Raw genomic sequence first — 24,379 nt, forward strand, 5'->3', positions numbered from 1 at the left:
TTAGTTCGTGCCACGACGCGCTTTCAAACGCTTCACCATTGCAAGACGACGCTCTGCTGAGCCTTGGTCTGTCGCAGACTGGTTAGGGTTATTACGACGACCTTGACGGTTCTTAAACGCCGGTTTCGAGTTCAATTTCTCGATGTAAGATTCACGCTGCTTTGGCTCATAACCCGCAAGTTCGATACGACGAATGCGTTGCTGAATGAGGTTTTCTACTTGAACAACCGTTAGCTCTTCATCTCGGTTTACGAACGAAACCGCATGACCTTGCTTACCCGCTCGACCAGTACGGCCGATTCGGTGAACGTAATCTTCAGCAAGGAAAGGCATATCGTAGTTCACTACGTGAGGTAGATCTTCAATATCCAAACCACGCGCTGCCACGTCCGTTGCTACCATGACGCGAACTTTGCCCGTTTTGAACTCTTCTAGCGCACGACGACGAGCACTCTGAGCACGGTCACCGTGACAAACTACTGCTTTGATGCCATCAAGTTTCAGCTCTTTCACCACATCATTTGCGGTTTCTTTGTAGTTTACAAACACCAAAACTTGTTGCCAGTTTTTGCGACCGATCAGTTCAGAAAGCAGTTCTGTTTTACGTTCTTGATCGACTGGGTAAAGTACGTGAGCAACAGTGTGCGCGGTAGTGTTTGCACGCTCTACTTCGATGCGTTTTGGTTTACGCAGAATGTCTTTCGCTAACAGATTTAGCTGGCTTGAAGTCGTTGCCGAGAACATCATGATTTGCGGATCAGTATCAACGTCCAACATGATCTTACGAACAGCATGAATAAAGCCCATATCCAGAATACGGTCAGCTTCATCAAAAACAAGGAACTCAAGGTTAGCAACAGAAACGTTGCCTTGTTCGATGTGCTCTTCCAAGCGGCCTGGCGTTGCAACCAGAATATCGACGCCGTTTTCTAAAGCAGAAACTTGTGAAGACATTTTACGACCACCAAATACAGCCACAACCGATAGGTCTGTGTACTTAGTGTACGCTTTAATGTTGTCAGCAATCTGCTCTGCCAGTTCACGCGTTGGTGCCAAGATAAGTGCACGGGCGGTTTTACGAGAAGCAGTACGACCGCTGTCTAGCAGCTGTTGAATCATAGGCAATGAAAACGCTGCAGTTTTACCAGTACCTGTTTGTGCTGTAGCGAAAATATCATGGCCTTTACGAGCCATTGGAATCGCCTTCTGTTGAATTGGCGTTAACTTTTCATAACCGCATTCTGCCAGTGCTTTAACCACTTCTGGCGCAAAACCTTGAGATGAAAATGACATTGAGCGTATTCCTTAAACAAACCACTTAAAATAGCTTTAAAAATTTAGCCGTGCACTATACCCGAATTTGAGTGATTTATCTCACTTTTCTCACTGAAACTCGATAAAAGAAAAAACGGTGAACACTGCCATGCAGTCGATTCACCGTTTCATTCCAACATTTGCGCGAAGAATGACGAATGCCCTATCCTTCAATACCCGCAAGTTGCAGTAATATTTGCTCTAGTTCATCCCAAGGAAGAAGCTGAGAATCAATCACTTCAAGTCGTGATTCAAACCCTTCTAAGCTGATTTCGTTGACCGATACCACGCGATTTGCCACGTTAAATGCATAACACCCTTGATTGGTGTTGACTACTGCTTTCACACGTTCGGCGGTTAGGTCAGACAACATCGAGAACAGCTTATCAAAATCGAATTTGTATTCAGCGCCAAATAGCCAGCCACAACTGAAATAGCCCTGCCCTTTGTTCTCTTTACGGATGAAAGCTTCACCCGGTGGTAACTGAAACTGAGGCTCTTGGTGTGCATGCTCATGGTGATGCGTTTCGATATGAGAAGAAGCACTGCCGTGTACGCGTTCAATATCCAGAACTTCAATCGGCAGCTCGCCGTTGTGAATCAACTTACTGAACACTTTAGCTGGCGTTTGATCGGTAACCCAATCGTTGAACACATCAATATCATGGCTTGAACAGAGATCGACTTTGCTGCCAATCACCACATCGGCACTGTCTAGCTGATCAACAAAGTTTTGATTAGACGTGTATTTTTCATCGCTCAAGTTACGAGGGTCGACTAACGCGATGGTCGCCTTTAAATCAACGTATGGCAGATATTGCTCTGATGTCAGCGTCGCAATCACTTGTTTTGGATGACCAAGGCCTGTTGGTTCAATCAACAAACGATCTGGTTTTTGGCGCAATAATGCCGTAATACCAACAGACATAGGAACGCCTGCGGTACAGCACATGCAACCGCCCGGCACTTCTTTAATCAACGCACCTTGGTCGGTCATTAATGCACCATCGATGCCAATCTCACCAAACTCATTGACCAACACCGCCCAATTTTCATTTTCAGGTTTGTTCTTTAAAAGATTTAAAATCGTGGTCGTTTTACCGACACCCAAAAATCCGGTCAGTATGTTGGTAGGTACTCGATTTGACATGTTTTTCTCCGACACAGTCGTGCATTAGTGCTGGGGCAAAGTATACGGAGAATGTGACTTGCTTCAACGCTTTTTATCACGCTCGCTTATGTCTTGATTTAATGTGTGACGGTTTGAGTTTTGAGAATAGTCAGAATGACTTACCGCCTCTGCACGTTTCACATTCGACAGGTACATACTGGTGTGAATGACACAGGTAAAGAATGCGATAATCGCGACTAAGATAGGAAGGATTCCGAGCGTGTTTTCGAATTTAAGCGCAGCGATAGCCAAAGCGAAAACAACGACAGAGATAAGTGCAATAGCCTTACTTTTGTTGCTTTTCATGATAACTCGCCTTTTTTGAGAGTAAGCCCCTGACACCTCCTGTGACAAGGGCACCGAACGAAAGTCATACACCTTCAATCCGACACTCTAATGCTACTCCTTTCGAAGCAAGCAAAATTTGAGCAAGTTAACATTTGGCAGAACATACGCTTAGTAACTTATTAGTTATTTCAGTAGCTTACTAACAAATTTGTCCACCACTCACCACAACATCGCTTTCGTGATCAATGACAACTTGTGCCACCAACTTTAGGCCAGCCACGATCATATCGAGGCTCATTGACGGGTGATTGCCATCCGTCGCTTGCTCAGGCAACAACGGAATATGCACAAATCCATGCCGAATCGATTTGTCCCTCAGATAATGCTGTACTCCATAAAACAGATGGTTGCACACAAACGTCCCCGCGCTATTAGAAACCTGACAAGGGATGCCACTCTCATGCAACGTTTGAGCAATACGCTTGATTGGCAAAGACGAAAAATACGCATCCGGGCCTTGTTCGATGATGGGCTCATCGATTGGCTGATTGCCACCGTTGTCTGGAATTCGGAAGTCATCCACATTAATTGCAACGCGTTCGGGCGTTATTGCCGCTCTACCCGCGGCCTGACCAACGGTAATAACACAATCTGGTTGATGCGCTTCAATCGCATCAATCACAGCACTGATGGATTCAAAACGCGTCACAGGCACCTGACAAGCAACAATGATGCCACCGGCAAGACTTGTTTCTTCTAGCCTTTTCACAGCCTCCAACGCCGGATTTATTGCATCACCACCAAACGGTTCAAAACCAGTAATCAAAACCTTTTTCATCGCAACCTTCAAAGAGAAATTGTTTCGCCGATTATTGCATCGCCTCTTTCACTCTCCAACCATAAAGTCAGCTTGCAACCAAGCCACATTGTTTTGTGTGAATCCACTCTAACCTGCCCCCTCCAACAATAAGTGAATCAGCTCAGAACCGACCATAACTCAGCGGGAACTTGGTTTCTGTGCCTAACTTATGTAGAGTACGCGACCACAAAATATCGGCAGTTCAAAGAGATCGAATACCATGAACATTGATAACCACGTCATTGAAAGTCTTGAAGAGTTAGAAGCTTTTCTACATTTAGTCGAGAGCGGTGCATTAGGTTTGGAAGGGGTAACTGGCGTTGCACTAGCGACAACAAACACTGACGGCCGTCCTTTTGTTGCTGTTTTAGGCGACAAACACCAACTTTTGTTGGGCCGTTGGGTTTCACAACATGTTTACGACAACGGTAAAGACATCGTTAGAAACGGTTCAGGACGTAAACACTGATTTCTGCGCATCCACGTGTGCTAAAAGAGATAAGCTTGCTGTTATTTAGCAAGCTTTTTTTATAACTAAAACCCTCTAAATAACTTTAATCCCAAAAACAAGAAAGTTTCGTAACCCATTGTTCAAAAATAAAAAATAAGCTTTTGAGTTAATTCAAGAGTTGTGACATTTCGCTGACATAACATGGTTTGAAATCCCTAACATCTGCCAACGGAAGCGAATCTAACTTTCGTTTTCAGACACCATCGCAGAGTACACTTCCTTGTACTCTGTTTGTCCCGAAAGACCCTTGTGACAGCCTAGAGTCTTTCGGGACCTTTTTTGTTCCTCTTACTCACATTTTCCTCCAGACAAGATCAATCTCGTACTATTTGACTAGTTCATGATAGCAGCATCACGATTTAAGCAACTGATCACACAACCTATTTGTGAATTTGGGTATAAAAGTATCAATACTCTCATTTACTAGGACGTAACTAATGAAAAATTCTTTCGACCACAACATGCCCAACAATGAAGGATATTTTGGCGAATATGGTGGCAGCTTTGTTCCGCCAGAGCTTGAGCAAATCATGCGAGACATTAACGCCGCTTACGAAGAATGTTGCCAAGATCCAGAGTTCAAAGACGAGTTAGCTCGCCTTTATAAACACTTTGTCGGTCGACCTAGCCCTATTTTTCATGCCGCGAATCTATCTAAGAAATACGGTGCCGACATTTATCTAAAGCGAGAAGACTTGAACCATACTGGCGCTCACAAAATTAACCATTGTTTAGGTGAAGCCATCCTTGCGAAGAAAATGGGCAAAAAGAAACTGATTGCGGAAACTGGTGCAGGCCAGCATGGCGTGGCATTGGCGACTGCTGCCGCTTTGGTTGGCTTAGAATGTGACATTTACATGGGCGAAGTCGATATCGCCAAAGAGCATCCGAACGTTGTCCGTATGAGGATCCTTGGTGCTAACGTGATTCCTGCCACGCACGGACGTAAAACGCTGAAAGAAGCCGTTGATGCTGCCTTTGAAGCGTACCTCAAAGATCCAGAAACTCAGCTTTATGCCATTGGTTCCGTGGTTGGCCCTCACCCATTCCCTAAAATGGTTCGCGATTTCCAATCCATCATCGGGAACGAAGCGCGAGTTCAGTTCAAAGAAATGACGGGCAAACTGCCGAACAATCTTGTCGCGTGTGTGGGTGGCGGCTCAAATGCCATGGGGTTGTTTAGCGCATTTTTAGAAGATGAAAACGTCGCGATCCATGGCGTCGAGCCTGCTGGACGATCTTTGGACAAAGTGGGTGAACACGCAGCCACCCTAACGCTTGGCGAGCCAGGCATCATGCACGGGTTTAAGTCTTACATGCTTAAAGATGAACAAGGCGAACCACAAGAGGTACACTCCGTCGCCAGTGGCTTGGATTACCCATCGGTAGGTCCACAGCACAGTTATTTAAAAGACATAGGACGCGTGAACTATGGTTCAATCAACGATGACGAAGCGATAGACGCCTTCTTTGAGTTGTCTCGTGAAGAAGGGATTATTCCGGCTATCGAATCTTCCCACGCAGTCGCATACGCAATCAAACTGGCACAACAAGGTGAATCAGGTTCGATTCTTGTCAACCTTTCAGGTCGAGGCGACAAAGACATCGATTTTGTGGTTGAAAACTACGGTGCAAAATACGGCATTGAGTCGCTTATCTAACTGGCAGCCACTGAGCTGAGTTACGTTTAATCGCAACGCGCAGACAAAAGCAACGCCACCTAAAACAAGGTGGCTTTGTAGTTTTCTCTCAATTTACCTTTGCTTTAGTGGCTTAACTACGCTGCCTAGGCCTTCTGGCGTTTCTATTCAAACCATCGCCGCCTAACTATAGATATCTCTGTAATGTATACTTTGCTAAACTCCGCCCTTTGATGAGTAAGGCCCCTAAAATGATGACTGACGAAGAAAGAATCGAACTGCAACAAAACAACCCACTGCATGGGTTAAAGCTAGAGACTATGTTGCAAGAGTTGGTAGATTTTTATGGCTGGGACATTCTAGATACAGCCATGCGTTTTAATTGCTTTAATACCAAGCCTTCGATTGCAAGTAGCGTGAAGTATTTAAAGAAAACTGAATGGGCGAGAGAAAAATTAGAAAACTTTTATCTTTATCGCTTTAAGCGCATGCCACGCGCGAGTGAAGAAGAATACAATTTGCCACCACGAGCCCGTACTTTCCCTCACGGTCTTGAGCCTAAAGAGCCAATGCCGCTAACCGTTGATTCTATTCTCAATTCACAAGCGAAAGCAGCATCCTCATTTAAAAAACGCTCATCTCGTGGCCGTCCGACACGTCGCTAGTATACTTCCTTGGAAAACAATAGAGCCCTACTGACAGATCCAGTAAGGCTCTACTATTGTTCCTTAAAAGGGTTAACGGCGGCGAGTGGCCAACTGGTTCATCTCCGCCCAAGAAACTCTCGTAATTCGACTAACTTGTAGATTACGTCTTCTACTGATTACGCTTTTTCTTCTTTTTACCCGTTCCTGCTGGCTTTGCACGCGGCTTCATCGGTAAAAAGTAGGCTTCACTTTGGTCATCTTCCACTTCAAAGCCTTCTACCTGCTCGCGTTCAAGCTGGAACTTATTTTTCTTTTCTATCACTTTAAAGTGGTGGTAGTCATCGTAATCGATAAGAGATAGACCTAGCCCCACTTCCCCCGCACGGCCGCTGCGTCCAATGCGATGCATATAATCGGCAGGACTACGCGGAAGATCGAAGTTAATCACCACTGGCAATTTTTCAATATCGAGACCGCGCGCTGCGATATCGGTAGCAATCAGTACTTGAATCTCACCAGACTTAAAACCATCAAGAACACGAGTACGAGCGCCTTGTCCTTTATCGCCATGAAAAACTTCTGCAGTGATGCCGCGTTTTGACAGTTTCTGAGCTAGGTGGTTACAGGCATTCTTAGCGTTCACAAAAATTAAAGTCTGGCGCCATTGATGCTGTTTGATTAGATGTGCGAGTACCGCCGTCTTTTCACCTTTATTGACACTAAACACGCGCTGCACCAAAGTGCTGGCTTCTGCACTCTGTAACTGAACTTCAACAGGATCGTTAAGTAAGTGCTGAGCCAACGTCGTGACTTTCTCAGGGAAAGTAGCAGAAAATAGTAGTGTCTGTTTCTTCTCTGGCAGTAAGGCAAGAATCTTATTGAGCTCTTCGGTAAATCCTAAACTCAACATACGGTCGGCTTCATCGAGCACGAGCGTTTTTACTTGGTCTAACTTAATCGCATTACTCGATACCAGATCAAGTAGTCGTCCCGGCGTTGCAACAATGATGTCACAGCCACCACGCAGCGCTAGCATTTGCGGGTTCACGGATACGCCACCAAATACGGCAACCGTTTTGATCTTATCTCTAAGATGGTATGAGTAAGATTTAACGTTGTAAGCCACCTGCGACGCCAGCTCACGAGTAGGAACCAAAATCAGATGAGAAACGAAGTTACCACGACGATCATTTGATTCACCTTGCTGAAGAATTTTCTGCAGAATTGGCAGCGAGAAAGCGGCGGTTTTACCTGAGCCCGTATTGGCTCCGCCTATCATATCCCTGCCATCAAGCACATGAGGGATAGCATGAGATTGAATAGGTGTTGGTTGGTTATATTCTAACGCTTCTAGTCGTTCGACTAAGGTTGGAATCAGGCCAAGATCGGCAAATGTCGCTTGCTGTGTTTTATCTGTCATTACGATGAGAGGCTCAGTGCTGGGTAAAGGCCGAGTATCTTATGCTATTTAGCACAAGGATGTTAGCGATAATGCGCGAAACAGAGGTAGTTTGGAGCAGCGCTGTAAAGGTCAGGAATGCTCTTTGCCTAATATTCGTGAATCCCTTCATGATAAACCATCGTTTATGAGCTCATTGACGATTCACTTTAAAGAAAAAAGAGTCAGGCAGTCTGACTCTTTAGAAGTAAAACACACTGTATCGTGGGAAATAGGGTTACCGAGGCAGGTTACATCCTTTTCAAAGGTTTCACGACGCTGTCTAGCCCTTCAATTTTTAACGCTAAACACAGCTTTAATAGGTCACCTAACTCGCCGCTCGGCCAGCCTTTTTTATCAAACCACAGCAAATATTCCTCAGGTAAATCAATAAGTACTCTGCCTGCATATTTGCCAAATGGCATTTGCATTCTTGCCAGTTTAATCAGGTTTTCTTTTTCTAACATAAATGAAGCGCGGTTAAGACATCTCCCGCAAGAGTATCACCAGCGGTGCTCCCTCACCAGTTAAAGGACCAAATAAGGCAAGAAGCTCAACGATCGTTAGGGCGGTTTATTTTGACGGCTTTGAGTTGCTTTGTGCTAGAGTACGCGACATTAAAAATTAGAACGAGAATGCAATGAAGTCACCATGTAGAGCAGCCTGTAAAAATAACGCTGGAATTTGTTCTGGCTGTCACCGAACGATGGATGAAATCATCCAGTGGAAAGACAAAACCGAACTCCAACGTGAAACCATTATCGACCAAATCACCGGCGAAGATTCCACCCACAGTTGTCCTGAATGCGATTCGCAAGCTCACTGCGATATTGCAGCAGGAAAAGAAACGTGTTGGTGTTTTGGTATTGAGCCTCGTGACTTGCCTAAACCGGAGTCCGATCAGCTTTGTTTATGCCGCAAGTGTTTAGAAAAAAAGCCAGTCGCATAATACGACTGGCTTCTTCATGTAACGCGATTCTAAAATGATAACTATTTCGCGGTAAGCGCAGAAGTCTCAAATTGAATGCCTTCCCACCCCGTCACCATGAAATTGCGGATATTTTGGTGATCGTTGTTTTCTGGGTGAAGCAGTACGTCCTCACGGTAGAAACGACCAAAACACGCCAACGTCGCTTCTTTATCGAGAGTGTTCAATAAGCCGAATGCAAAAATTTTGCACGAACCGTTGTTTTCATTCGCGTCATTTTGCGTATTGCCATTCGTAAATGCAGCGGGCGTAAAATCGTAATTGTCTTCAATCACCGCCATCGTCGTTTCAAATTCAATCTTTTCAGGTGACGATGCCAGCGCATCAAGAAATTGTTGTAGTTCCATTTTCATTCCAAATCCTAATGCCATCGCAATCTCGCCAATGACACATTTGTTTCATAAAAAGCCCATATAAGAGTCATAAATCATACATATATTCAGAGCCTTACCAAATCACACGTCAATCAATGCTCTATTATCGTCCACTGCCGTGAATGAATAGATATCTGAAAATCATGCATTGAGCGACAGTATATCGGATTGATAAGGAGATATCATGACCACCCCACTTAAGGCAATAGGTGCAATGGCGTTATCGACGCTCGCCATCGCGTGTTCATCGCAACAGAACGATGTTATCGCATCTTTCAGTGCACAATGTAAGCCGATCAGTTCACCCGCTGTTGGGGAAACCTCAATCCAAGGTTTGACGTTTGTTGGGTCATCTATCGCCGATGCGCCGTTTGATACTTCTGCCGCAGAAATCGTGAACTATGATGCGTGCACGGACAAACTCTACGTGGTCAATGCTCAAGCCAAACGTGTGGATGTGTTGTCGCTCAACGAAAGCAGTGCGCCTTCACAAACTGATTTTATTGACCTAACCGATGCGGGCACTTCCGCAGGGATTGAAATCGGCGCGGCCAACAGTGTTGCTGTATTTAATGGTTTAGTCGCCGTCGCGATTGAAAACAATAATAAGCAGGAAGATGGCTTGATCGCGCTGTATCGCTCGGATGATCTTTCTCTAATCACCACTTTCAAAACCGGTGCGCTGCCAGATATGGTTGGTTTTTCTAAAGATGGTCGTTACATTGCCACCGCAAACGAAGGCGAACCGAACTCCGATTACAGTATCGATCCCGAAGGTAGCGTGACGTTGGTCGATTTGAGCAAAGGTATTAACAATGCTGACGTTACGCAAATTGGCTTTGGCGAATTTGATGGAGTGCGCTCAGATGAATTGCCAAAAGCGGTGCGTATTTCCGGCCCTAATGCCTCAATTGCTCAAGACCTTGAACCGGAATATCTGACGTTTGCCGACAACGGGAAAATTTATGTCGCCTTGCAGGAAAATAACGCAATGGCGATTATTGATCCACAAAGCCAATCGGTAGAAAAAATTGTCGCTTTAGGGGAAAAGTCTTGGTCAAATTCAAAGCTGGACGCCTCAAATAAAGATAAGATCATCGGCAATTTGAAAAGCTATCCGCAGCTGGTTGGCTTGTACATGCCCGACACGCTAGACAGTTACTCTGTCAACGGCCAAACCTACATTGTTTCAGCCAACGAAGGGGATGGTCGCGAATATGGTTTTAAAACCACTCAAGCTGAATGTGATCAAGCAGGGTTCAAGTGGGACGAGGATGACTATCAAGGTACGCCAGATTACACCAATGTCAAAGGCTCCTGTTTGAGCCATATCGACGAAGTCCGTGGCAAAAAACTCAAAGTTACGACCGACCACCCTCTTGCTGGAGCTCTGAAAGACAACAAACAGCTAGCTAGACTCAAAGTTATCAAACCAAACCACACATTAAACGCAGAAGAAAACGTTCAAGCATTTGGCGCGCGTTCATTCTCAATTTGGAATGAAAATGGTGAGCTAGTTTTTGATAGTGGAGACGATTTCGCAACAGTTGCCCTCTTGAACGAAGGTAAACACTTCAACAGCACAAACGACAGCAACAGTAGCGGTGATGACAGAAGTGATGATAAAGGCATCGAGCCAGAAGCCATCGAAGTAGCGAAAATCAATGGTCGATACTACGCATTTATCGGTTTAGAGCGCCAAGGCGGTATTATGGTTTACGACATCACCGAGCCAAAACAAGCGCAGTTCTTGCATTATGTAAACCACCGCGATTACACCCAACCAGTATGTACGTTGGTAGAAGATGGTGAGTGTGCAAATGACACTTACAATCCTAAAGCGGGCGATCTAGCGCCCGAGTCAATTAACTACTTTGCTCGTAACGGACAACATTTTATTGCCGTCGGTAACGAGGTATCGGGCACAACCTCTGTTTTTCGTATCGAAATCTAAAAACAGTATCTCTAAGTGTCTACAACTGTGGCGCTAAAACCGTGGCCATAAAACAGAAGTGCTAAATAGGAAACGCCCGAATATCAGTTCGGGCGTTTCCTATTCACGGTTAAGTGTGTTAATGCTTTCAGAGCATGAGTAGCAAACAACGGCTGCCCATTCGTGTTTATTCGCTCAACACCAGCGCATCACACTTAGACGCACAGATGAAATCGTTCTTATGCAAACCTTTAATAGAATGGCTCCACCAAGTCACGGTGACTTTGCCCCACTCAAGCAAAATTGATGGGTGATGAAATTCTTCTTCTGCCAATTCCGCAATCTTGTTGCTGAACGCCCATGCTTGTTTAAAGTTCTTAAACTTATAGACCTTCTCAAGTTGCGGAATGTCGTCCCTTTCAATGAGATGCCAATCGGACAGTTGCAGCAAGAGAGATTGCTGTTCTTCTTTCGTCAGGGCAATAGCATCAAAGCTACAAGCTTCGCATTTTTGTTCATTCAGCATGAGCAGGTTCCTTAGGTTCAAAAAGTGGTGGAAGCAATCCAGCTTCTATCGCTAGATCCGCTTGTTTCAATAAATTCAATTGGCTAATTTGGAAAAGCTGGGAGAAATCATCAATCACATAATATTTAGGCTGCATGATATCGATGCGATATGGCGTTCTTAATACCGTTTGTAGGTCAAAGGACTCACGAATTGCACTTTCGCTTTCCAATGCGTAGATGGTTTCTCCTGGGGAAGAGAGTATGCCGCCGCCATAGATTTTGGTTTTCGTGCCTTCTTTCACTAAACCAAATTCAACGGTAAACCAGTAAAGACGAGCCAAGTAAGCTCTCTGTTTTGGTGTTGCCGCTTGTCCGAGCTGACCATAATGTTCCGTAAACGCAGCAAACTCTGGATGCGTGAGCATGGCACAATGGCCGAAAATTTCGTGGAAAAAATCCGGCTCTTGTAAATAATCGAACTCTTCTCGGGTTCTTAGGAAAGTCGCGACTGGAAAACGTTTGTTACCCAACAAATTAAAAAATCGGTCGAAATCGATCAGAGCAGGCACAGGCTCAACCTGCCATCCTGTTGTTTCCATTAAGACTCGATTGATTTCCGGCAACTGAGGCACATGATCCTGAGGTAAGTTCAGCAGTTCCAAACCACGTAGATAAGCATCACACGCACGCTCTTTGATCACGCTCATTTGTCTCGTGACAAGGTCACGCCAAATGGCATCTTCTTCGTGGCTCCATTCTACCCTTCCATCCTGGCTAACGGGTTTTGAACGATATTGAGTCATGACTCATCTCCATTAACAAATCCTTTACATTAAGCCTATCTGGAGTCTTAAGAGCTTCCAATCCCTGATCGATTTTCTCAATCAAAGTTTGATGTAACATATTGTTTACATCAAACCGTAACATTATGATTTATAAAACAACAAGCTTTAAAGGGGGAGTTTGACTTTATTGGCATTCCCCCTCAGACTGAAACTGTTATCACTTTGTTATAGAGGGACCTATGCGCGAGAGCAACAAAGTATGGCAACCGAGCGAAAGTCGTATCGCAGAAGCCAATATTACTCAGTTTATCGAACACATTAATCGACAAGGGTTTGACCTAAAAAACTACGCAGACCTGCACCAATGGTCTTTGGATCATAACGAGCAGTTTTGGCAAGAGGTCTGGCTTTTTTGCGATGTAATAGGTAATGCAGGTGAGACAGTAAAAAGCCAAGCCGAGAGCAAATGGCAACAACCAGTACTCAATCGCGATTTATGTTGGTTTCCTGACGCTCATATTAACTACGCAGAAAACTTATTGAGCTTTGCTTATCAAAAACCACATGAGCTCGCCATCTGGTTTGAAAATGAGCGTGACGAACGACAGACCTATACGTGGCAACAGCTGTGTGATGAAGTCTCGAGTGTTCAACAGTGGCTTAGGGATTGTGGCATCAAACAAGGCGATGTTGTTGCTGGTTACTTACCGCACCTTCCTCAAACCGTCATCGCGATGTTGGCAACCACCAGCTTAGGTGCTACATGGACGTCAACCTCGCCAGATTTTGGCGTAGAAAGTGTGCTGGAACGTTTTGGACAGGTAAAACCAAAAATTTTGTTCACTTGTGATGGCTACACATTCAATGGCAAAACTTTCGACATGGCGGAAAAAAACCAACATATATCCGATCATCTCGATGGCCTCAAACAAGTATGCCAAATCAGCTATCTCAAGCCTCACATCTTTGAATGTGATGTTTGTACCCAAGATTGGCAAAACGTGCTTAATCAATACTCACCTGAGCCCCTCACCTACACTCGCGTTAACTTCAATGACCCACTCTTTGTGTTGTATTCATCCGGTACGACAGGTAAACCCAAATGCATCGTGCACTCGGTCGGTGGCACCATTCTGAATCACGTCAAAGAGCATCAACTGCACTGCGATATTCAACCGAACGATCGAGTTTTTTACTACACGACCTGTGGTTGGATGATGTGGAATTGGCACGTTTCCGCCCTTGCAAGCGGAGCGTGCTTAGTCATTTTTGACGGTAGCCCTGTTTATCCTTCTCACAAGGTGCTGTGGAACCTTGCTCAAAATGCTGACGTGACCTTGTTTGGTACGTCGGCTAAATATCTAGAAGCGATTGAAAAAGCACAATTCTCACCGAAAAGAGCCGATGCTTTCCCCGCACTCAAGACGATTTGCTCAACTGGCTCTGTACTTTATCCTGAGCAATTCGATTACGTTTACGAGCACTTAAAGGAAGACGTACATTTAGCGTCCATTGCTGGGGGTACAGATATTTGCGGATGTTTTGTATTAGGCAATCCGATATCACCAGTCTATCGAGGCGAGTGTCAATCTGCAGGCTTAGGCGTTGATGTGCAAGTATTTAATCCACAAGGTCACAGTGTCGTAGGTGAACGAGGTGAGCTGGTTTGCGCCAATTCACTGCCTAATTTCCCTTCTGGGTTCTGGCGTGATTCAGGCGAGCGTTACCATCGCGCTTACTGGGATAAGTTCGATAATGTTTGGCATCATGGCGACGATGTAGAAAAAAGTGAGCTTGGCGGTTTTGTTTTTTATGGCCGCAGTGACACCACTCTTAATCCAGGTGGCGTCAGAATTGGTACCGCAGAAATTTACCAACAGGTGAATGCTATTGATGGCATCGTCGACTCCATCGCGGTTGGGAAAGAAGTGGATCGAAATGAACAGATCTGGCTTTTTGTTCAATTAGAAAGCCAAGATGAGTTGGATGATGAGTTAATCGGCAGCATTAAAGCGCAGCTGAAATCGGCCTGTTCACCACGCCATGTGCCGAGTGCCATTTTCGCCATCAGCGATATTCCGAAAACGCGATCAGGCAAACTGGTAGAACTTGCCGTCAAGCAAGTAGTCAATGGTCGACAAGTTGAAAACTTAGGCGCAATTGCCAATCCAGAGATACTACAAGAGATTCAAACCGCGATATCAGCTTAGATTCCACCCACAAAAAAGCGAGCACCTTGGCTCGCTTTTTTTAATCTTTTTGGTAAGTTAACGGCGACCAACGCCCATTAATACCGACACGGTTTGTCCATCAGAGGTGATATCGAACACTTTTTTCGCTTCAACATCGACAAAACCAGCGTTGCTCAATGCATTCTCGGAGCGGCTTAAGGTGAAGCCGTCTTGCTCGAATTCTGCAACCCAATCAAAATGAACGAAGTAACCACCTTCATTTAGCAACGAATGAGCAATGTCTAACGATGATTCCACATCATCGACAAAAGCAAGGACAGAAGACGCAACCACAAGATCAAATTGTCCGCGGAAAGCAGGATGTTGCGCCACTAAACCTCGTGATAATGCATCTACGACTGGCTCAACGTTGAGTAACTCTTTTTTGTCGAGCTCTTCAATCATGGCTTCAGACGCATCTAACGCCACAATATCCTTAACAATGGGTGACAACAATTGGCTTAATTGTCCGGTGCCGCATCCAAAATCTAAAACTTTAATGCCATCAAGCTGAGTTAGCTGTTGTAACTGTGCAAACACCGACTGCGCAAATTGCTCTGTTGCTGGGTTCGATTCCCAGTTCTTTGCTAAGCCGTCCCAATCTTGTGCCATCGTGGCCTCCATGTTCACTTCTTATAGCCCACATATCACTATGTGACATCAAAATGCAGTTGGCGCATTTTGAAATTAATAGGCTATAGGGTACCGCAAAACCGCTAAAAGACCATAGACTTATCTGGCGAATTACTATTTTTTTCGATAATCTTTCACAGCTTTGGGAGCACATCTCTATCGTGCCCTACTTTATTGCAAATTCTTAATTGGTTGTGTCAAATCATGAACTTAACTCAGGTAGAAGCTTTCTGCACTATCGCAGAGTGTGGCTCAGTCTCCGAAGCTGCGCGGCAGTTAGACTGTAACCGCACCAAACTCAGCATGTCGATCAAGGCATTAGAAAAAGAGCTCGATGTTGAGTTGTTCACAAGAACAGGAAACCAACTGACGCTTTCGGAAGCGGGAAAAGCAATTTACAAAGATTGCGAGTATTTGTTGGTCACAGCTCAACGAATCAGAAAAACATGCGCGCAAATATCCGAAGGCTTCAACGCCGAAGTCTGGGTGGCGCGTGATGACTCGCTGCCAGACGATTTGTGGCAAGAACTGTCTCACCGACTCAACAATCGATTCCCTTCTACAACGTTTAACCTCATCTTGGCCTCTAGTGGTGACTTGGCTAACTTAGTCAGTACTCATCAAGTCGATTTTGCATTCGGTGTCGACTATGAACGCATTGATGACCCGCACATTGTTTACAAACCGCTGGGAAAAATCCGAATGATGTCTGTGTGTAGCGTTGATCATCGCTTAAGTAAGATGCGTCGCGTATCCGATGAAGATCTACGCAGCCAAATGCAGGCTTTGATGGTTTACCTCAACGAGAAAGACAACCCAGGCTTACAGCCGTTCTCAACTCGATACATTGGCTTCTCAAGTTTCGATTACATGCTCAACACCATTTTGGAGGAAGACGCATGGGGTGTATTGCCAGAGCCGCTCATTCGCCACTACTTGCGCCAACAAAAACTTGCCGTCATCAAACACACTTACGGTTTGACTCAAGAAGACTACTGTATGTTTGCACCAAACGGTCAGATTGAACACCCAGCGATGACTTGGTTAGCAGATAAGTTAAGCGAATATTTATTTGACTTCTAAATAAAAGGCAGTGACTGTCAATATATTTGACACCACAAGTCTGCATTAAGTCATTGTATTTAAAGAAAAATAATAAAACGGTCGCTTTCTCGTTTAATTTCCACTCAGTTTGTAGTTGCCTAAAATGCCTCAGAAGAGAAGAATAGTAAGGTATTAAAACCAAAAGGCATCTTTTATGTGTGACAGGACAAGCAAAAACGAAAACCGTATTCTAACCATTTCAGCCCTTTTAGCTTCTGGGTTTGCAGCTGGTGGTATGGTACTTGGCTTGCTTGTTGGGTCGATTGTCATCGTTTTTGACGGTGTTTACTCGCTAGTCAGTTTACTGTTAACTTTATTGTCACTGGCGGCATCTTCCTACATCAGTAAGCCATCAAAATCTGTATTTCCATTTGGTAAAGCGGTACTCGAACCTATCGTTATTGCGATTAAAGCGGCCGTGATTCTTGTTGTTGTGTGTTTTTCGCTTTACTCAGCGATCTCTGCATTGATGACTGGGGGTCGTGAGGTTGATACCTCAATCGCGACTATCTTTGGTCTCGTGAACGTTATCGGTTGTGGTTACGCTTGGTGGTTTATGGCGAAAAAAAGTCGTCGTTTCTCATCAGGTCTGATCGATGCGGAGAAAAAACAATGGCAAATGGATACGCTATTAAGCGTGGCAGTTACTGTTGGTTTTATCGCTGCATGGCTAGTATCTCTTACCCCATTCGCGCATTACGCAGTCTACGCGGACCCAATGATGATGCTACTTATGGGCTTCTACTTCCTAAAAGTACCATTTGATATGTTGTGTGGCGCATTACGTGAGTTACTAATGATGACACCAAGCAAAGAGCTTTGTCAGGTTGTTGGTAACGACGTTTTAGAAATTGAAAAAGTATCTGACCATCAGCTAAAACTGGCAGGCATAACGAAGGTTGGTCAAGAGCTTCGCGTGAACATTGATCTACACGTTGATGATGACATGATTGAACTCGACACTCTTGAACAAACTCGAAAACAGCTAACCACGCGTCTGTCGAAGCACAGATTCAAACTGCAACTGAACTTAAACGTGGCGAATTGTTAGAACACGAAACAAAAGTCAGGTATTTCTATCATAAAGCACCTAAATTGAGTGTTCAGTCTTTACGAAAATGAAAAAACCGCCACTAACGGCGGTTTTTTTGTGTTTCAAGCTAGATCTTTGAAGTCTACTCGGCCAATTGAGCGGTTTACGTACTGGAAAATGCTCATTGGAGCAGATGTTTTGTCTAGGTGGTTCGGAATGTTCGCTGCTCGATAGCTAACATCGTCCTTAAAGCCATACTTTTCCACCAATTCGTTGTCTATAAGCCGATGAATGAGAGCAATAGCCACATGTATATTGAGCCCTGTTCTCTGTGAAATATCATCTGCATTGAGCCCAAAGTGCTTACCCTCATATATACGACCTCGTACCAGTTCGTGATATAGATTCATAGCCATGCTTTTCAAAGTCTTTCTATTTAATAAACCAAGCATACATAACCTTTTCTTAGCTACGTCAAAATGTCACATATTCAGTTTTCTTCTCAACCCTCAAATCAAGCCTGTCTCGGGCGCTCGGGATTACTCCAAATTTTTAGTAAACATCCAATACAGCCTTGATGGTTGAAAACGCAATGACAGTGCAAAACGACAAAACCGCCTTTTGGGGCGGTTTTAAAAAGTGTTGGTTAAGCCAGTCCTTTAAAATCAACTCGGCCAATTGCACGTTTTACATAATCGGTAATAATACTTGGCGGAGAGGTGTCATCTAGATAAATTGGCACGTTCACCGCTCGGTAGCAAACGACATCAACAAGCTCATACTCCTCCACCAATCCTGTCGCTATAAGTCTATGAATCAGATTGAGGGTCGAGAATAGATTAAGCCCTGTTGTTTTGCATAAGTCTTCTGCATTTAGCCCGAAACGGTTGCCTTCATATAGCCTGCCAAATACCAGTTCTTTGTATAGATTAAAGGCTCTTTTTTTTAAAGCTTTTCGTTTAAAGAAGCCAAACATATCTACTCCTTTTGTTGTTAAGTCAAAACTTTAAGGGATGGCGATTATCAATGCGACTTAATATGCAAACTTTGACATATATCACTTTTTTAATTTGCACATAATAGAAAAATTTGGTCGTGTGGAGAACGCAGTTTATTTGCATTTTTACTCGACATTAAAATTCTAAACTTCTGGAATAATGGTAATAAAAATGTGCAATAGATCACTGTTTTAGATAGGAAAAACGTGAAAAATCCTGCGCTGTCAGTTGGCCGTTATCGGAATGCTCACCCATCCGATTAACGCTAACCATAATAAGAAATTGACTCCCAATATCTGTAAGTAATACCAGCTCTGTAAAACATTTTAAAAAAAGTTTAAAAGGGGTGAGTATGAAGATTGCGGGAGTCAGCACTCCGCCAACACAGCCCGATGAATTAATTAAAGTATCTGAGGGAGGTCATTTTGGTACACCTCATCAAATTAAGTGTTCGCGTCACGTTTATTAAACGACGTTGTGCTACTAGCGAGTGAAAAGGAACAGAACAATGATCATAAACTACGCCCTGACAACTGCTCCTTATTCAAATGATATTGAATCATGTATCAACGTAATGACAGCGAGTATGTTTGCTCTTGTCGACCAAGGAGAAGAGACCGAAGTCGCTACGTGTGACTTTTACATCGTAGATTTATCCAGAGCCTCGAGTACTATCAGCTGTCATAAATTATTGAACATTAACGCCAGCATTGCCCACTTTATCCAAATTCTTGATGATGATTACTTGCTAAAAGAAAGCATCGCAAAACGTAACGAAACAATGCGTTGGGGAATCTGTCCAGAACCAGATCGTCTCATTGTGATTCACGAACTAAAGGTAAAGAAAGAGCATCGAGGAAATAAGTATTCCAAAGCCTTAATTGAGGACTTTATTGAACGCTTTACATCGATTTACGACATCATTGGTCTAAAGGCTCTTCCTTTAGAAGATCGCTCAGAGGAAAGCGTAGAAGCGCTTAAAAGCTATTACTCAAAGATAGGCTTTAAGGACGTTGGTATTGATGATTTGATGCTCTGGCCAGCGTTAGAAGAACCAAACTGGAACGAAGCCTAAGTTAGACATCGCATCTCATGATGCGACTTACCTTCCCACACCTATCTAAGCTTGGTGACTGATGCTTGCTCTTGGAAAATGATTGGTGACATGTTCGATAACACGATGACGGCTCGAGCAGGCCTCCATCAACACCGACAAGAACCGGAGAAGCCACAAACCCGTCATTAATCACTCAGATAATGTGGGTTTAACCAGCAGCTTCTCGCTTCTCTTTTGTTACCAACCAACACAAGAGTGACCCAACCGTCACCATAATAACGCCTTGCCAGAAACCGTTGCTCAACGTCACACCAAGGATAAGCGACGAAAACAGCGCAGAGAAAATCGGCGTGAAGTAAGACAAAGTCGCCAAAAAGACCATGTTCCCGCCAACAATGGCGATGTTCCATAAGCCATAACCACCCGCCATCAACGCTGCCGATGCGAACAGATATCCAAGAGCTGACCATGAGAACGTCATTGTAGGCTCATCCGCAAATGCGTACTTCACCCAAAGCGAAACCGCAGTTGCGATAAAAAACAACGTGATCGCATTGTGCTTCGATTGCTGTCGCTGTGTGAGATTACAATAAACCGCCCAAATCACCGCGCCAGTGAACGCCATGAAGTACACCAGCGGATTGCTGCTTACGTTCGAGATGATTTGTGTCGGGGATAAACCGTTATCGCCGCTCACTGTCCAAGCCACACCAATAAACGCGAGGGTTACTGCTGGATACAACAGCCAATTTGGCTTTTTGTTGCTACCCAACACTGCAAACAACACCGTCAGTGCGGGCCATAAATAGTTGACGATAGATACCTCAATCGCTTGAGCTCGCGAATTCGAATACCCAAGAGCAAGCGCAAGAAAGAGCTCATAGCAAACAAACATGGCGCCGCCAACTATCAGATACTTCGGAGAAAAGTAAGACAACTTTGGGATACCCACCACAATCAATAAAAAGATTGAACTTAGCGAATACAACATCGCCGCCCCACCTACTGGCCCTAAACTTTCGGTTACGAGCCTTGCAATACCCAGTAAGCAACTCCAAGAGAGGATGGCAATGCAGCCATAAAGTGTGAAGCGAAATTGCACGGATTTCATGTGACCTACTACTCACGAATGCCAAAGGAAACTTCAGCTTAACTCAAAAATGATCCGCTTCAACGTACTGTTTTATAAATTTCAGTATAAAAATGATTCTGTTATGCGTTTGGAGTCGATATGAAACACTTTCTACCATCGAGCGTCATGCTGACACCTTTTGTGGTCCGCTACTATGATGAAGAAGACGACGATCAAGAAATCGTCGAAACTAAGGCAAATGCTCAATCTCAATCCCCAAATATAAAAGAGCAACAAACGGAAATATCAGACTAAAGGAATCTTAAAATGAAAAAAGTCGCAGTTATTTTGAGTGGCTCAGGAGTTTATGATGGATCAGAGTTACATGAAGCCGTGCTAGCCCTGCACGCCATCGAAAAAGCTGGTGCTACTTGGCATTGCTTCGCTCCAAACATTGATCAATTACACGTCATCAATCATCTCACTGGCGAAGAAATGGATGAGCCACGCAACGTGCTCGTTGAAGCGGCACGCATCGCGCGTGGAAACATTGAGGATGTGGCTAGACTGAACGTTGAAGACTTTGATGCGCTATTGTTACCAGGTGGCTTTGGTGCAGCAAAAAATCTGACTGACTTTGCCGTTTCTGGCGCGGAATGCTCGATTAATACACACGTTGCACAAGCTTGCCGTGCGTTCGCAAATGCCAACAAGCCTGCCGGTTACCTCTGCATTGCCCCTGTCATTATTCCTATGATTTACGAACATGGCGTAAAAGGCACAATAGGTAATGATGACGCAACCGCAGCCGCGTTTCACCAAATGGGTGGAGAGCACGTTGAATGTAACGTAGATGAGTATGTGTTTGACGAGAAACACAATGTGCTTTCTACGCCAGCTTACATGTTAGCGCAGAATATCTCGCAAGCAGCTTCAGGAATCGATAAATTGGTATCAAAATTGGTCGAAATCGCCTAATTACTGATAGATAACTTAAAACTCAATTTTAAATCCCCATTGATAGATCGAATATCAATGGGGATTTTTTATACTTTAGTCTAATTGAGATATAAATCATCATCAGATTTCAATTTTTACCAATCGTTTGCGTCAATAGTTGCATATTTGGGCTACGTTGTATTTGTGTTGCACCTCCACACTGTGCAACAAGATCGCTGTCACAGTTTCCTCCTTTAAAGTACCCCTAAATGGGTAAACTTGCTCTGGATCAATTTCGTTCTAGAAAGGGGTGTGCGACAGTTAAATGGCAAATTATGAAAGATTATTAATAATAACAACGGAGCAATCCAATATGACAAGTGCATTTTTTATCCCTACGGTAAACCTAATGGGCGCTGGCTGCCTAAAAGACGCAGCAAACAGCATCCAATCTCAAGGCTTTAAGAAAGGTTTGATCGTTACGGATAAGATCCTTAACCAAATCGGCGTAGTAAAACAGGTTCAAGATCTTCTTACTGAACGCGGCGTAGCAACCGTTGTGTTCGATGGCACTCAACCAAACCCTACAATCACCAACGTTAATGATGGCTTAGCTCTTCTAAAAGAGAACGAATGTGACTTCGTAATTTCACTTGGTGGTGGCTCACCACACGATTGTGCAAAAGGCATCGCACTGGTTGCATCTAACGGCGGCAAAATCGGCGATTACGAAGGCGTGGATCAATCAGCAAAACCAATGCTGCCACTAATCGCAATCAACACCACAGCAGGTACTGCATCTGAAATGACCCGTTTCTGCATCATCACTGATGAAGAGCGTCACATTAAGATGGCAATCGTTGATAAACACACAACGCCTCTTATCTCTGTAAACGATCCAGAATTAATGCTTGCTAAGCCAGCGTCTTTGACGGCGGCAACAGGTATGGACGCGCTAACTCACGCGATTGAAGCGTACGTATCTATCGCGGCAACACCAATTACTGACGCTGTTGCAATCAAAGCGATCGAGTTAATTCAAGCGCACCTACGCACCGCAGTGAAAAACGGCGAAAACCTAGAAGCTCGTGAGCAAATGGCATACGCACAGTTCATGGCTGGCATGGCGTTTAACAACGCATCTCTAGGTTACGTTCACGCTATGGCGCACCAGCTAGGTGGTTTCTACGACCTACCACACGGTGTATGTAACGCAATCTTGCTTCCTCACGTACAACGCTACAACGCGCAAGTATGTCCAGAGCGTCTACGTGATGTCGCAAAAGCGATGGGTGTGGATGTAGAAGGTATGTCGGCAGAGCAAGGTGCTGCGGCAGCGATCGACGCTATCGTTGCGCTAGCAAAAGACGTTGGTATTCCAGCTGGTATTAAAGAGCTTGGTGCGAAGCTAGAAGACATCCCAACACTAGCAGACAACGCATTGAAAGACGCGTGTGGTTTCACTAACCCGAAACAAGCAACTCACGAAGAGATTTCTGCAATCTTCGAAGCGGCAATGTAATCGCAGAAAGACAGATTCATCTCTAACACCTTAACTCAATCCCCGATCTAGTATCGGGGATTTTTATCTTCATACACCGCTCGCTGCAGCTTTTCATCATTTGGGGATCTCGCCATTTAGTGTTAGCTTTTAAAGCATCCACGCACTTCAACATGGAAGGACCCATGAGAATTGTAACCATCGCCCTGCTCGCTTGTTTATCTTTTTCACTTCATGCTGCGCAATACCAAGCTGATGAGGTTGCCAATGGGTTTCAAGTCCCTTGGGGCATTGAATTTATCGATTCACAACGCATAGTAGTGAACGAGAAAAATGGCACCATTTCATTGCTCAATGTGATGACAGGTCAACACCAGAAAATTCATAGTGTTCAGAACGTTAACATCAGTGGACAAGCCGGTTTACTTGATGTCGCATTCGCCCCAAATATCGATAAGAAAAAGCCACAGCTGTATTTCACCTACAGCAAACGACCCCAGAAAGGAAACACCGTCGCACTTGCCACCGCAACGCTAAGTGGCGAGCAACTAACTGGCTGGAAAGATCTCTTCATCGCCGATGCCATCACCGATACTGGCCGACATTTTGGCAGTCGAATCGCGTTTATTGATGGCAAGATCTACTTCACGATTGGCGATCGCGGTGAACGAGACAACGGGCAAAATACTCAAACACACGCAGGTTCAATACTACGCTTGAATCTAGACGGCACGGTGCCAACAGATAACCCTTTTACTTCCTCTAAGGCAAAGCCTGAAATCTGGAGTTTCGGGCATCGCAATCCACAAGGTTTGTTCTACGACAAAGAGACAGATCAACTTTGGTCGATTGAACATGGGCCGCGTGGAGGTGACGAAATTAACCTAATTCAAAAAGGGGCGAACTACGGTTGGGCAAGAGTCTCACAAGGGAAAGAATATTGGGGCCCACTTGATGTGGGTGAAGCGAAGTCACTGGCAGGAATGGAAGACCCCAAATTGGTTTACATTCCCTCTATCGCTCCAAGCAATATGGTGCTCTATCGCGGGGATAAATACTCAGAACTTGACGGCAAAATATTAGTTGGAGCGTTAAAGCTCACTCATATCAATGTCGTCGGCATTAACGATGGCAAGCTCACAGAATCGCAACGCTTACTGGAAAAGCTTGGAGAACGAATCAGAGATATCACAATAAGCCCCGATGGCTATATCTACTTTTCGACCGACAGCGGCAAAATCTTCCGCTTAACAGAGCAATAAGAACTGTGCAGCGCTTTTTCGATTTGTGATGCATCAGTGATTTATTTTCGTACAACTTAGCCAGAAGAATCTAAACTTAACAATAACCTTTTGT

Annotated in this window: 26 protein-coding genes; 13 read left to right on the forward strand and 13 right to left on the reverse strand. The window is 44.5% G+C overall.

All coding sequences use genetic code 11. From position 1 onward, the window contains the following. The 4 genes from OU793_RS15030 to pcp form a co-directional block, all read right to left on the reverse strand. Positions 1–1,293 carry a DEAD/DEAH box helicase gene (locus tag OU793_RS15030; RefSeq protein ID WP_005482719.1) on the reverse strand — a complete coding sequence of 431 codons (1,293 nt, stop codon included), beginning with the start codon at positions 1,291–1,293 and terminating at the stop codon, positions 1–3. A 184-nt stretch (positions 1,294–1,477) separates the two neighbouring features. Beyond that, the gene (locus OU793_RS15035; RefSeq protein WP_021487104.1) at positions 1,478–2,464 is read right to left on the reverse strand and encodes a GTP-binding protein; all 987 of its coding nucleotides are present in this window, start codon (positions 2,462–2,464) and stop codon (positions 1,478–1,480) included. Positions 2,465–2,527: 63 nt separating this feature from the next. Beyond that, a complete protein-coding gene (locus OU793_RS15040) occupies positions 2,528–2,791 on the reverse strand; it encodes a hypothetical protein (protein WP_005462091.1) in 264 nt (87 codons plus the stop codon). A 181-nt stretch (positions 2,792–2,972) separates the two neighbouring features. Continuing rightward, a complete protein-coding gene (gene pcp / locus OU793_RS15045) occupies positions 2,973–3,611 on the reverse strand; it encodes a pyroglutamyl-peptidase I (RefSeq protein WP_140103560.1) in 639 nt (212 codons plus the stop codon). A gap of 241 nt (positions 3,612–3,852) precedes the next feature. Here pcp and OU793_RS15050 point away from each other — a divergent pair, with 241 nt between their 5' ends. The 3 genes from OU793_RS15050 (at position 3,853) to OU793_RS15060 (ending at position 6,448) form a co-directional block, all read left to right on the forward strand. Further along, positions 3,853–4,101, forward strand: a complete 249-nt coding sequence (locus tag OU793_RS15050) for a hypothetical protein (RefSeq protein WP_025588695.1) — start codon at positions 3,853–3,855, stop codon at positions 4,099–4,101. A gap of 479 nt (positions 4,102–4,580) precedes the next feature. Beyond that, on the forward strand, positions 4,581–5,804 hold the full coding sequence (trpB, locus tag OU793_RS15055) for a tryptophan synthase subunit beta (RefSeq protein ID WP_005482634.1): 1,224 nt from the start codon (positions 4,581–4,583) through the stop codon (positions 5,802–5,804). A gap of 230 nt (positions 5,805–6,034) precedes the next feature. Beyond that, entirely contained in the window at positions 6,035–6,448 is a 414-nt protein-coding gene (locus OU793_RS15060; protein ID WP_005462112.1) for a VF530 family DNA-binding protein, read from the forward strand. 151 nt (positions 6,449–6,599) lie between these two features. On the opposite strand, the gene OU793_RS15065 is transcribed toward OU793_RS15060, so the two are convergent. Then, complete coding sequence (locus OU793_RS15065) at positions 6,600–7,850, reverse strand: DEAD/DEAH box helicase (RefSeq protein WP_015313050.1); 1,251 nt, start codon at positions 7,848–7,850, stop codon at positions 6,600–6,602. A 269-nt stretch (positions 7,851–8,119) separates the two neighbouring features. After that, complete coding sequence (locus tag OU793_RS15070) at positions 8,120–8,335, reverse strand: DUF3820 family protein (RefSeq protein WP_005375557.1); 216 nt, start codon at positions 8,333–8,335, stop codon at positions 8,120–8,122. A 173-nt stretch (positions 8,336–8,508) separates the two neighbouring features. Here OU793_RS15070 and OU793_RS15075 point away from each other — a divergent pair, with 173 nt between their 5' ends. After that, positions 8,509–8,817, forward strand: coding sequence for a cysteine-rich CWC family protein (locus tag OU793_RS15075; RefSeq protein ID WP_023585014.1), 309 nt, complete (start codon positions 8,509–8,511; stop codon positions 8,815–8,817). A gap of 41 nt (positions 8,818–8,858) precedes the next feature. Here OU793_RS15075 and OU793_RS15080 read toward each other — a convergent pair whose 3' ends face one another. Continuing rightward, entirely contained in the window at positions 8,859–9,203 is a 345-nt protein-coding gene (locus OU793_RS15080) for a HopJ type III effector protein (RefSeq protein ID WP_005498438.1), read from the reverse strand. 211 nt (positions 9,204–9,414) lie between these two features. Here OU793_RS15080 and OU793_RS15085 point away from each other — a divergent pair, with 211 nt between their 5' ends. Further along, on the forward strand, positions 9,415–11,184 hold the full coding sequence (locus tag OU793_RS15085) for a choice-of-anchor I family protein (RefSeq protein ID WP_180760579.1): 1,770 nt from the start codon (positions 9,415–9,417) through the stop codon (positions 11,182–11,184). A gap of 166 nt (positions 11,185–11,350) precedes the next feature. Here OU793_RS15085 and OU793_RS15090 read toward each other — a convergent pair whose 3' ends face one another. Together OU793_RS15090 and phhA are read right to left on the reverse strand one after the other, a co-directional pair. Beyond that, entirely contained in the window at positions 11,351–11,689 is a 339-nt protein-coding gene (locus OU793_RS15090; protein ID WP_005482617.1) for a 4a-hydroxytetrahydrobiopterin dehydratase, read from the reverse strand. After that, entirely contained in the window at positions 11,679–12,473 is a 795-nt protein-coding gene (gene phhA / locus OU793_RS15095; protein WP_140077328.1) for a phenylalanine 4-monooxygenase, read from the reverse strand. Before phhA ends, OU793_RS15090 begins: the two co-directional genes overlap by 11 nt. Before the next feature lie 221 nt (positions 12,474–12,694). Between phhA and OU793_RS15100 the strand changes: the two genes are divergently transcribed. Beyond that, positions 12,695–14,665, forward strand: coding sequence for an acetoacetate--CoA ligase (locus OU793_RS15100; RefSeq protein WP_025637319.1), 1,971 nt, complete (start codon positions 12,695–12,697; stop codon positions 14,663–14,665). A gap of 57 nt (positions 14,666–14,722) precedes the next feature. Here OU793_RS15100 and OU793_RS15105 read toward each other — a convergent pair whose 3' ends face one another. Next, on the reverse strand, positions 14,723–15,298 hold the full coding sequence (locus OU793_RS15105; protein WP_180793897.1) for a class I SAM-dependent methyltransferase: 576 nt from the start codon (positions 15,296–15,298) through the stop codon (positions 14,723–14,725). A gap of 225 nt (positions 15,299–15,523) precedes the next feature. Here OU793_RS15105 and OU793_RS15110 point away from each other — a divergent pair, with 225 nt between their 5' ends. Both OU793_RS15110 and OU793_RS15115 read left to right on the forward strand, forming a co-directional pair. After that, positions 15,524–16,402 (forward strand): LysR family transcriptional regulator, encoded by an 879-nt coding sequence (locus OU793_RS15110; RefSeq protein ID WP_005461877.1) that lies wholly within the window; start codon positions 15,524–15,526, stop codon positions 16,400–16,402. A 175-nt stretch (positions 16,403–16,577) separates the two neighbouring features. Beyond that, positions 16,578–17,474 carry a cation diffusion facilitator family transporter gene (locus OU793_RS15115; RefSeq protein ID WP_005462012.1) on the forward strand — a complete coding sequence of 299 codons (897 nt, stop codon included), beginning with the start codon at positions 16,578–16,580 and terminating at the stop codon, positions 17,472–17,474. A 104-nt stretch (positions 17,475–17,578) separates the two neighbouring features. Here the strand turns inward: OU793_RS15115 and OU793_RS15120 are convergent, their stop codons facing one another. Then, complete coding sequence (locus OU793_RS15120) at positions 17,579–17,872, reverse strand: hypothetical protein (RefSeq protein ID WP_236578069.1); 294 nt, start codon at positions 17,870–17,872, stop codon at positions 17,579–17,581. Positions 17,873–18,102: 230 nt separating this feature from the next. Continuing rightward, positions 18,103–18,432, reverse strand: a complete 330-nt coding sequence (locus OU793_RS15125; protein WP_017448068.1) for a hypothetical protein — start codon at positions 18,430–18,432, stop codon at positions 18,103–18,105. Between the two features lie 530 nt (positions 18,433–18,962). Here OU793_RS15125 and OU793_RS15130 point away from each other — a divergent pair. Next, entirely contained in the window at positions 18,963–19,529 is a 567-nt protein-coding gene (locus OU793_RS15130) for a hypothetical protein (protein ID WP_005482595.1), read from the forward strand. A gap of 190 nt (positions 19,530–19,719) precedes the next feature. On the opposite strand, the gene yddG is transcribed toward OU793_RS15130, so the two are convergent. Continuing rightward, a complete protein-coding gene (gene yddG / locus OU793_RS15135; RefSeq protein WP_159404311.1) occupies positions 19,720–20,622 on the reverse strand; it encodes an aromatic amino acid DMT transporter YddG in 903 nt (300 codons plus the stop codon). Between the two features lie 120 nt (positions 20,623–20,742). Here yddG and OU793_RS15140 point away from each other — a divergent pair, with 120 nt between their 5' ends. From OU793_RS15140 to OU793_RS15155, 4 genes are all read left to right on the forward strand, one after another. Continuing rightward, complete coding sequence (locus OU793_RS15140; protein WP_020842294.1) at positions 20,743–20,898, forward strand: hypothetical protein; 156 nt, start codon at positions 20,743–20,745, stop codon at positions 20,896–20,898. A gap of 12 nt (positions 20,899–20,910) precedes the next feature. Next, positions 20,911–21,561 (forward strand): isoprenoid biosynthesis glyoxalase ElbB, encoded by a 651-nt coding sequence (gene elbB, locus OU793_RS15145; RefSeq protein WP_005482741.1) that lies wholly within the window; start codon positions 20,911–20,913, stop codon positions 21,559–21,561. Between the two features lie 334 nt (positions 21,562–21,895). Beyond that, positions 21,896–23,044, forward strand: coding sequence for an L-threonine dehydrogenase (gene yiaY, locus OU793_RS15150; RefSeq protein WP_005461954.1), 1,149 nt, complete (start codon positions 21,896–21,898; stop codon positions 23,042–23,044). Positions 23,045–23,208: 164 nt separating this feature from the next. Next, on the forward strand, positions 23,209–24,285 hold the full coding sequence (locus OU793_RS15155) for a PQQ-dependent sugar dehydrogenase (protein WP_180793896.1): 1,077 nt from the start codon (positions 23,209–23,211) through the stop codon (positions 24,283–24,285). The last annotated feature ends 94 nt before the right edge of the window (positions 24,286–24,379 follow it).

This window comes from Vibrio sp. VP6, assembly GCF_028823755.1.
Lineage (GTDB): Bacteria > Pseudomonadota > Gammaproteobacteria > Enterobacterales > Vibrionaceae > Vibrio > Vibrio parahaemolyticus.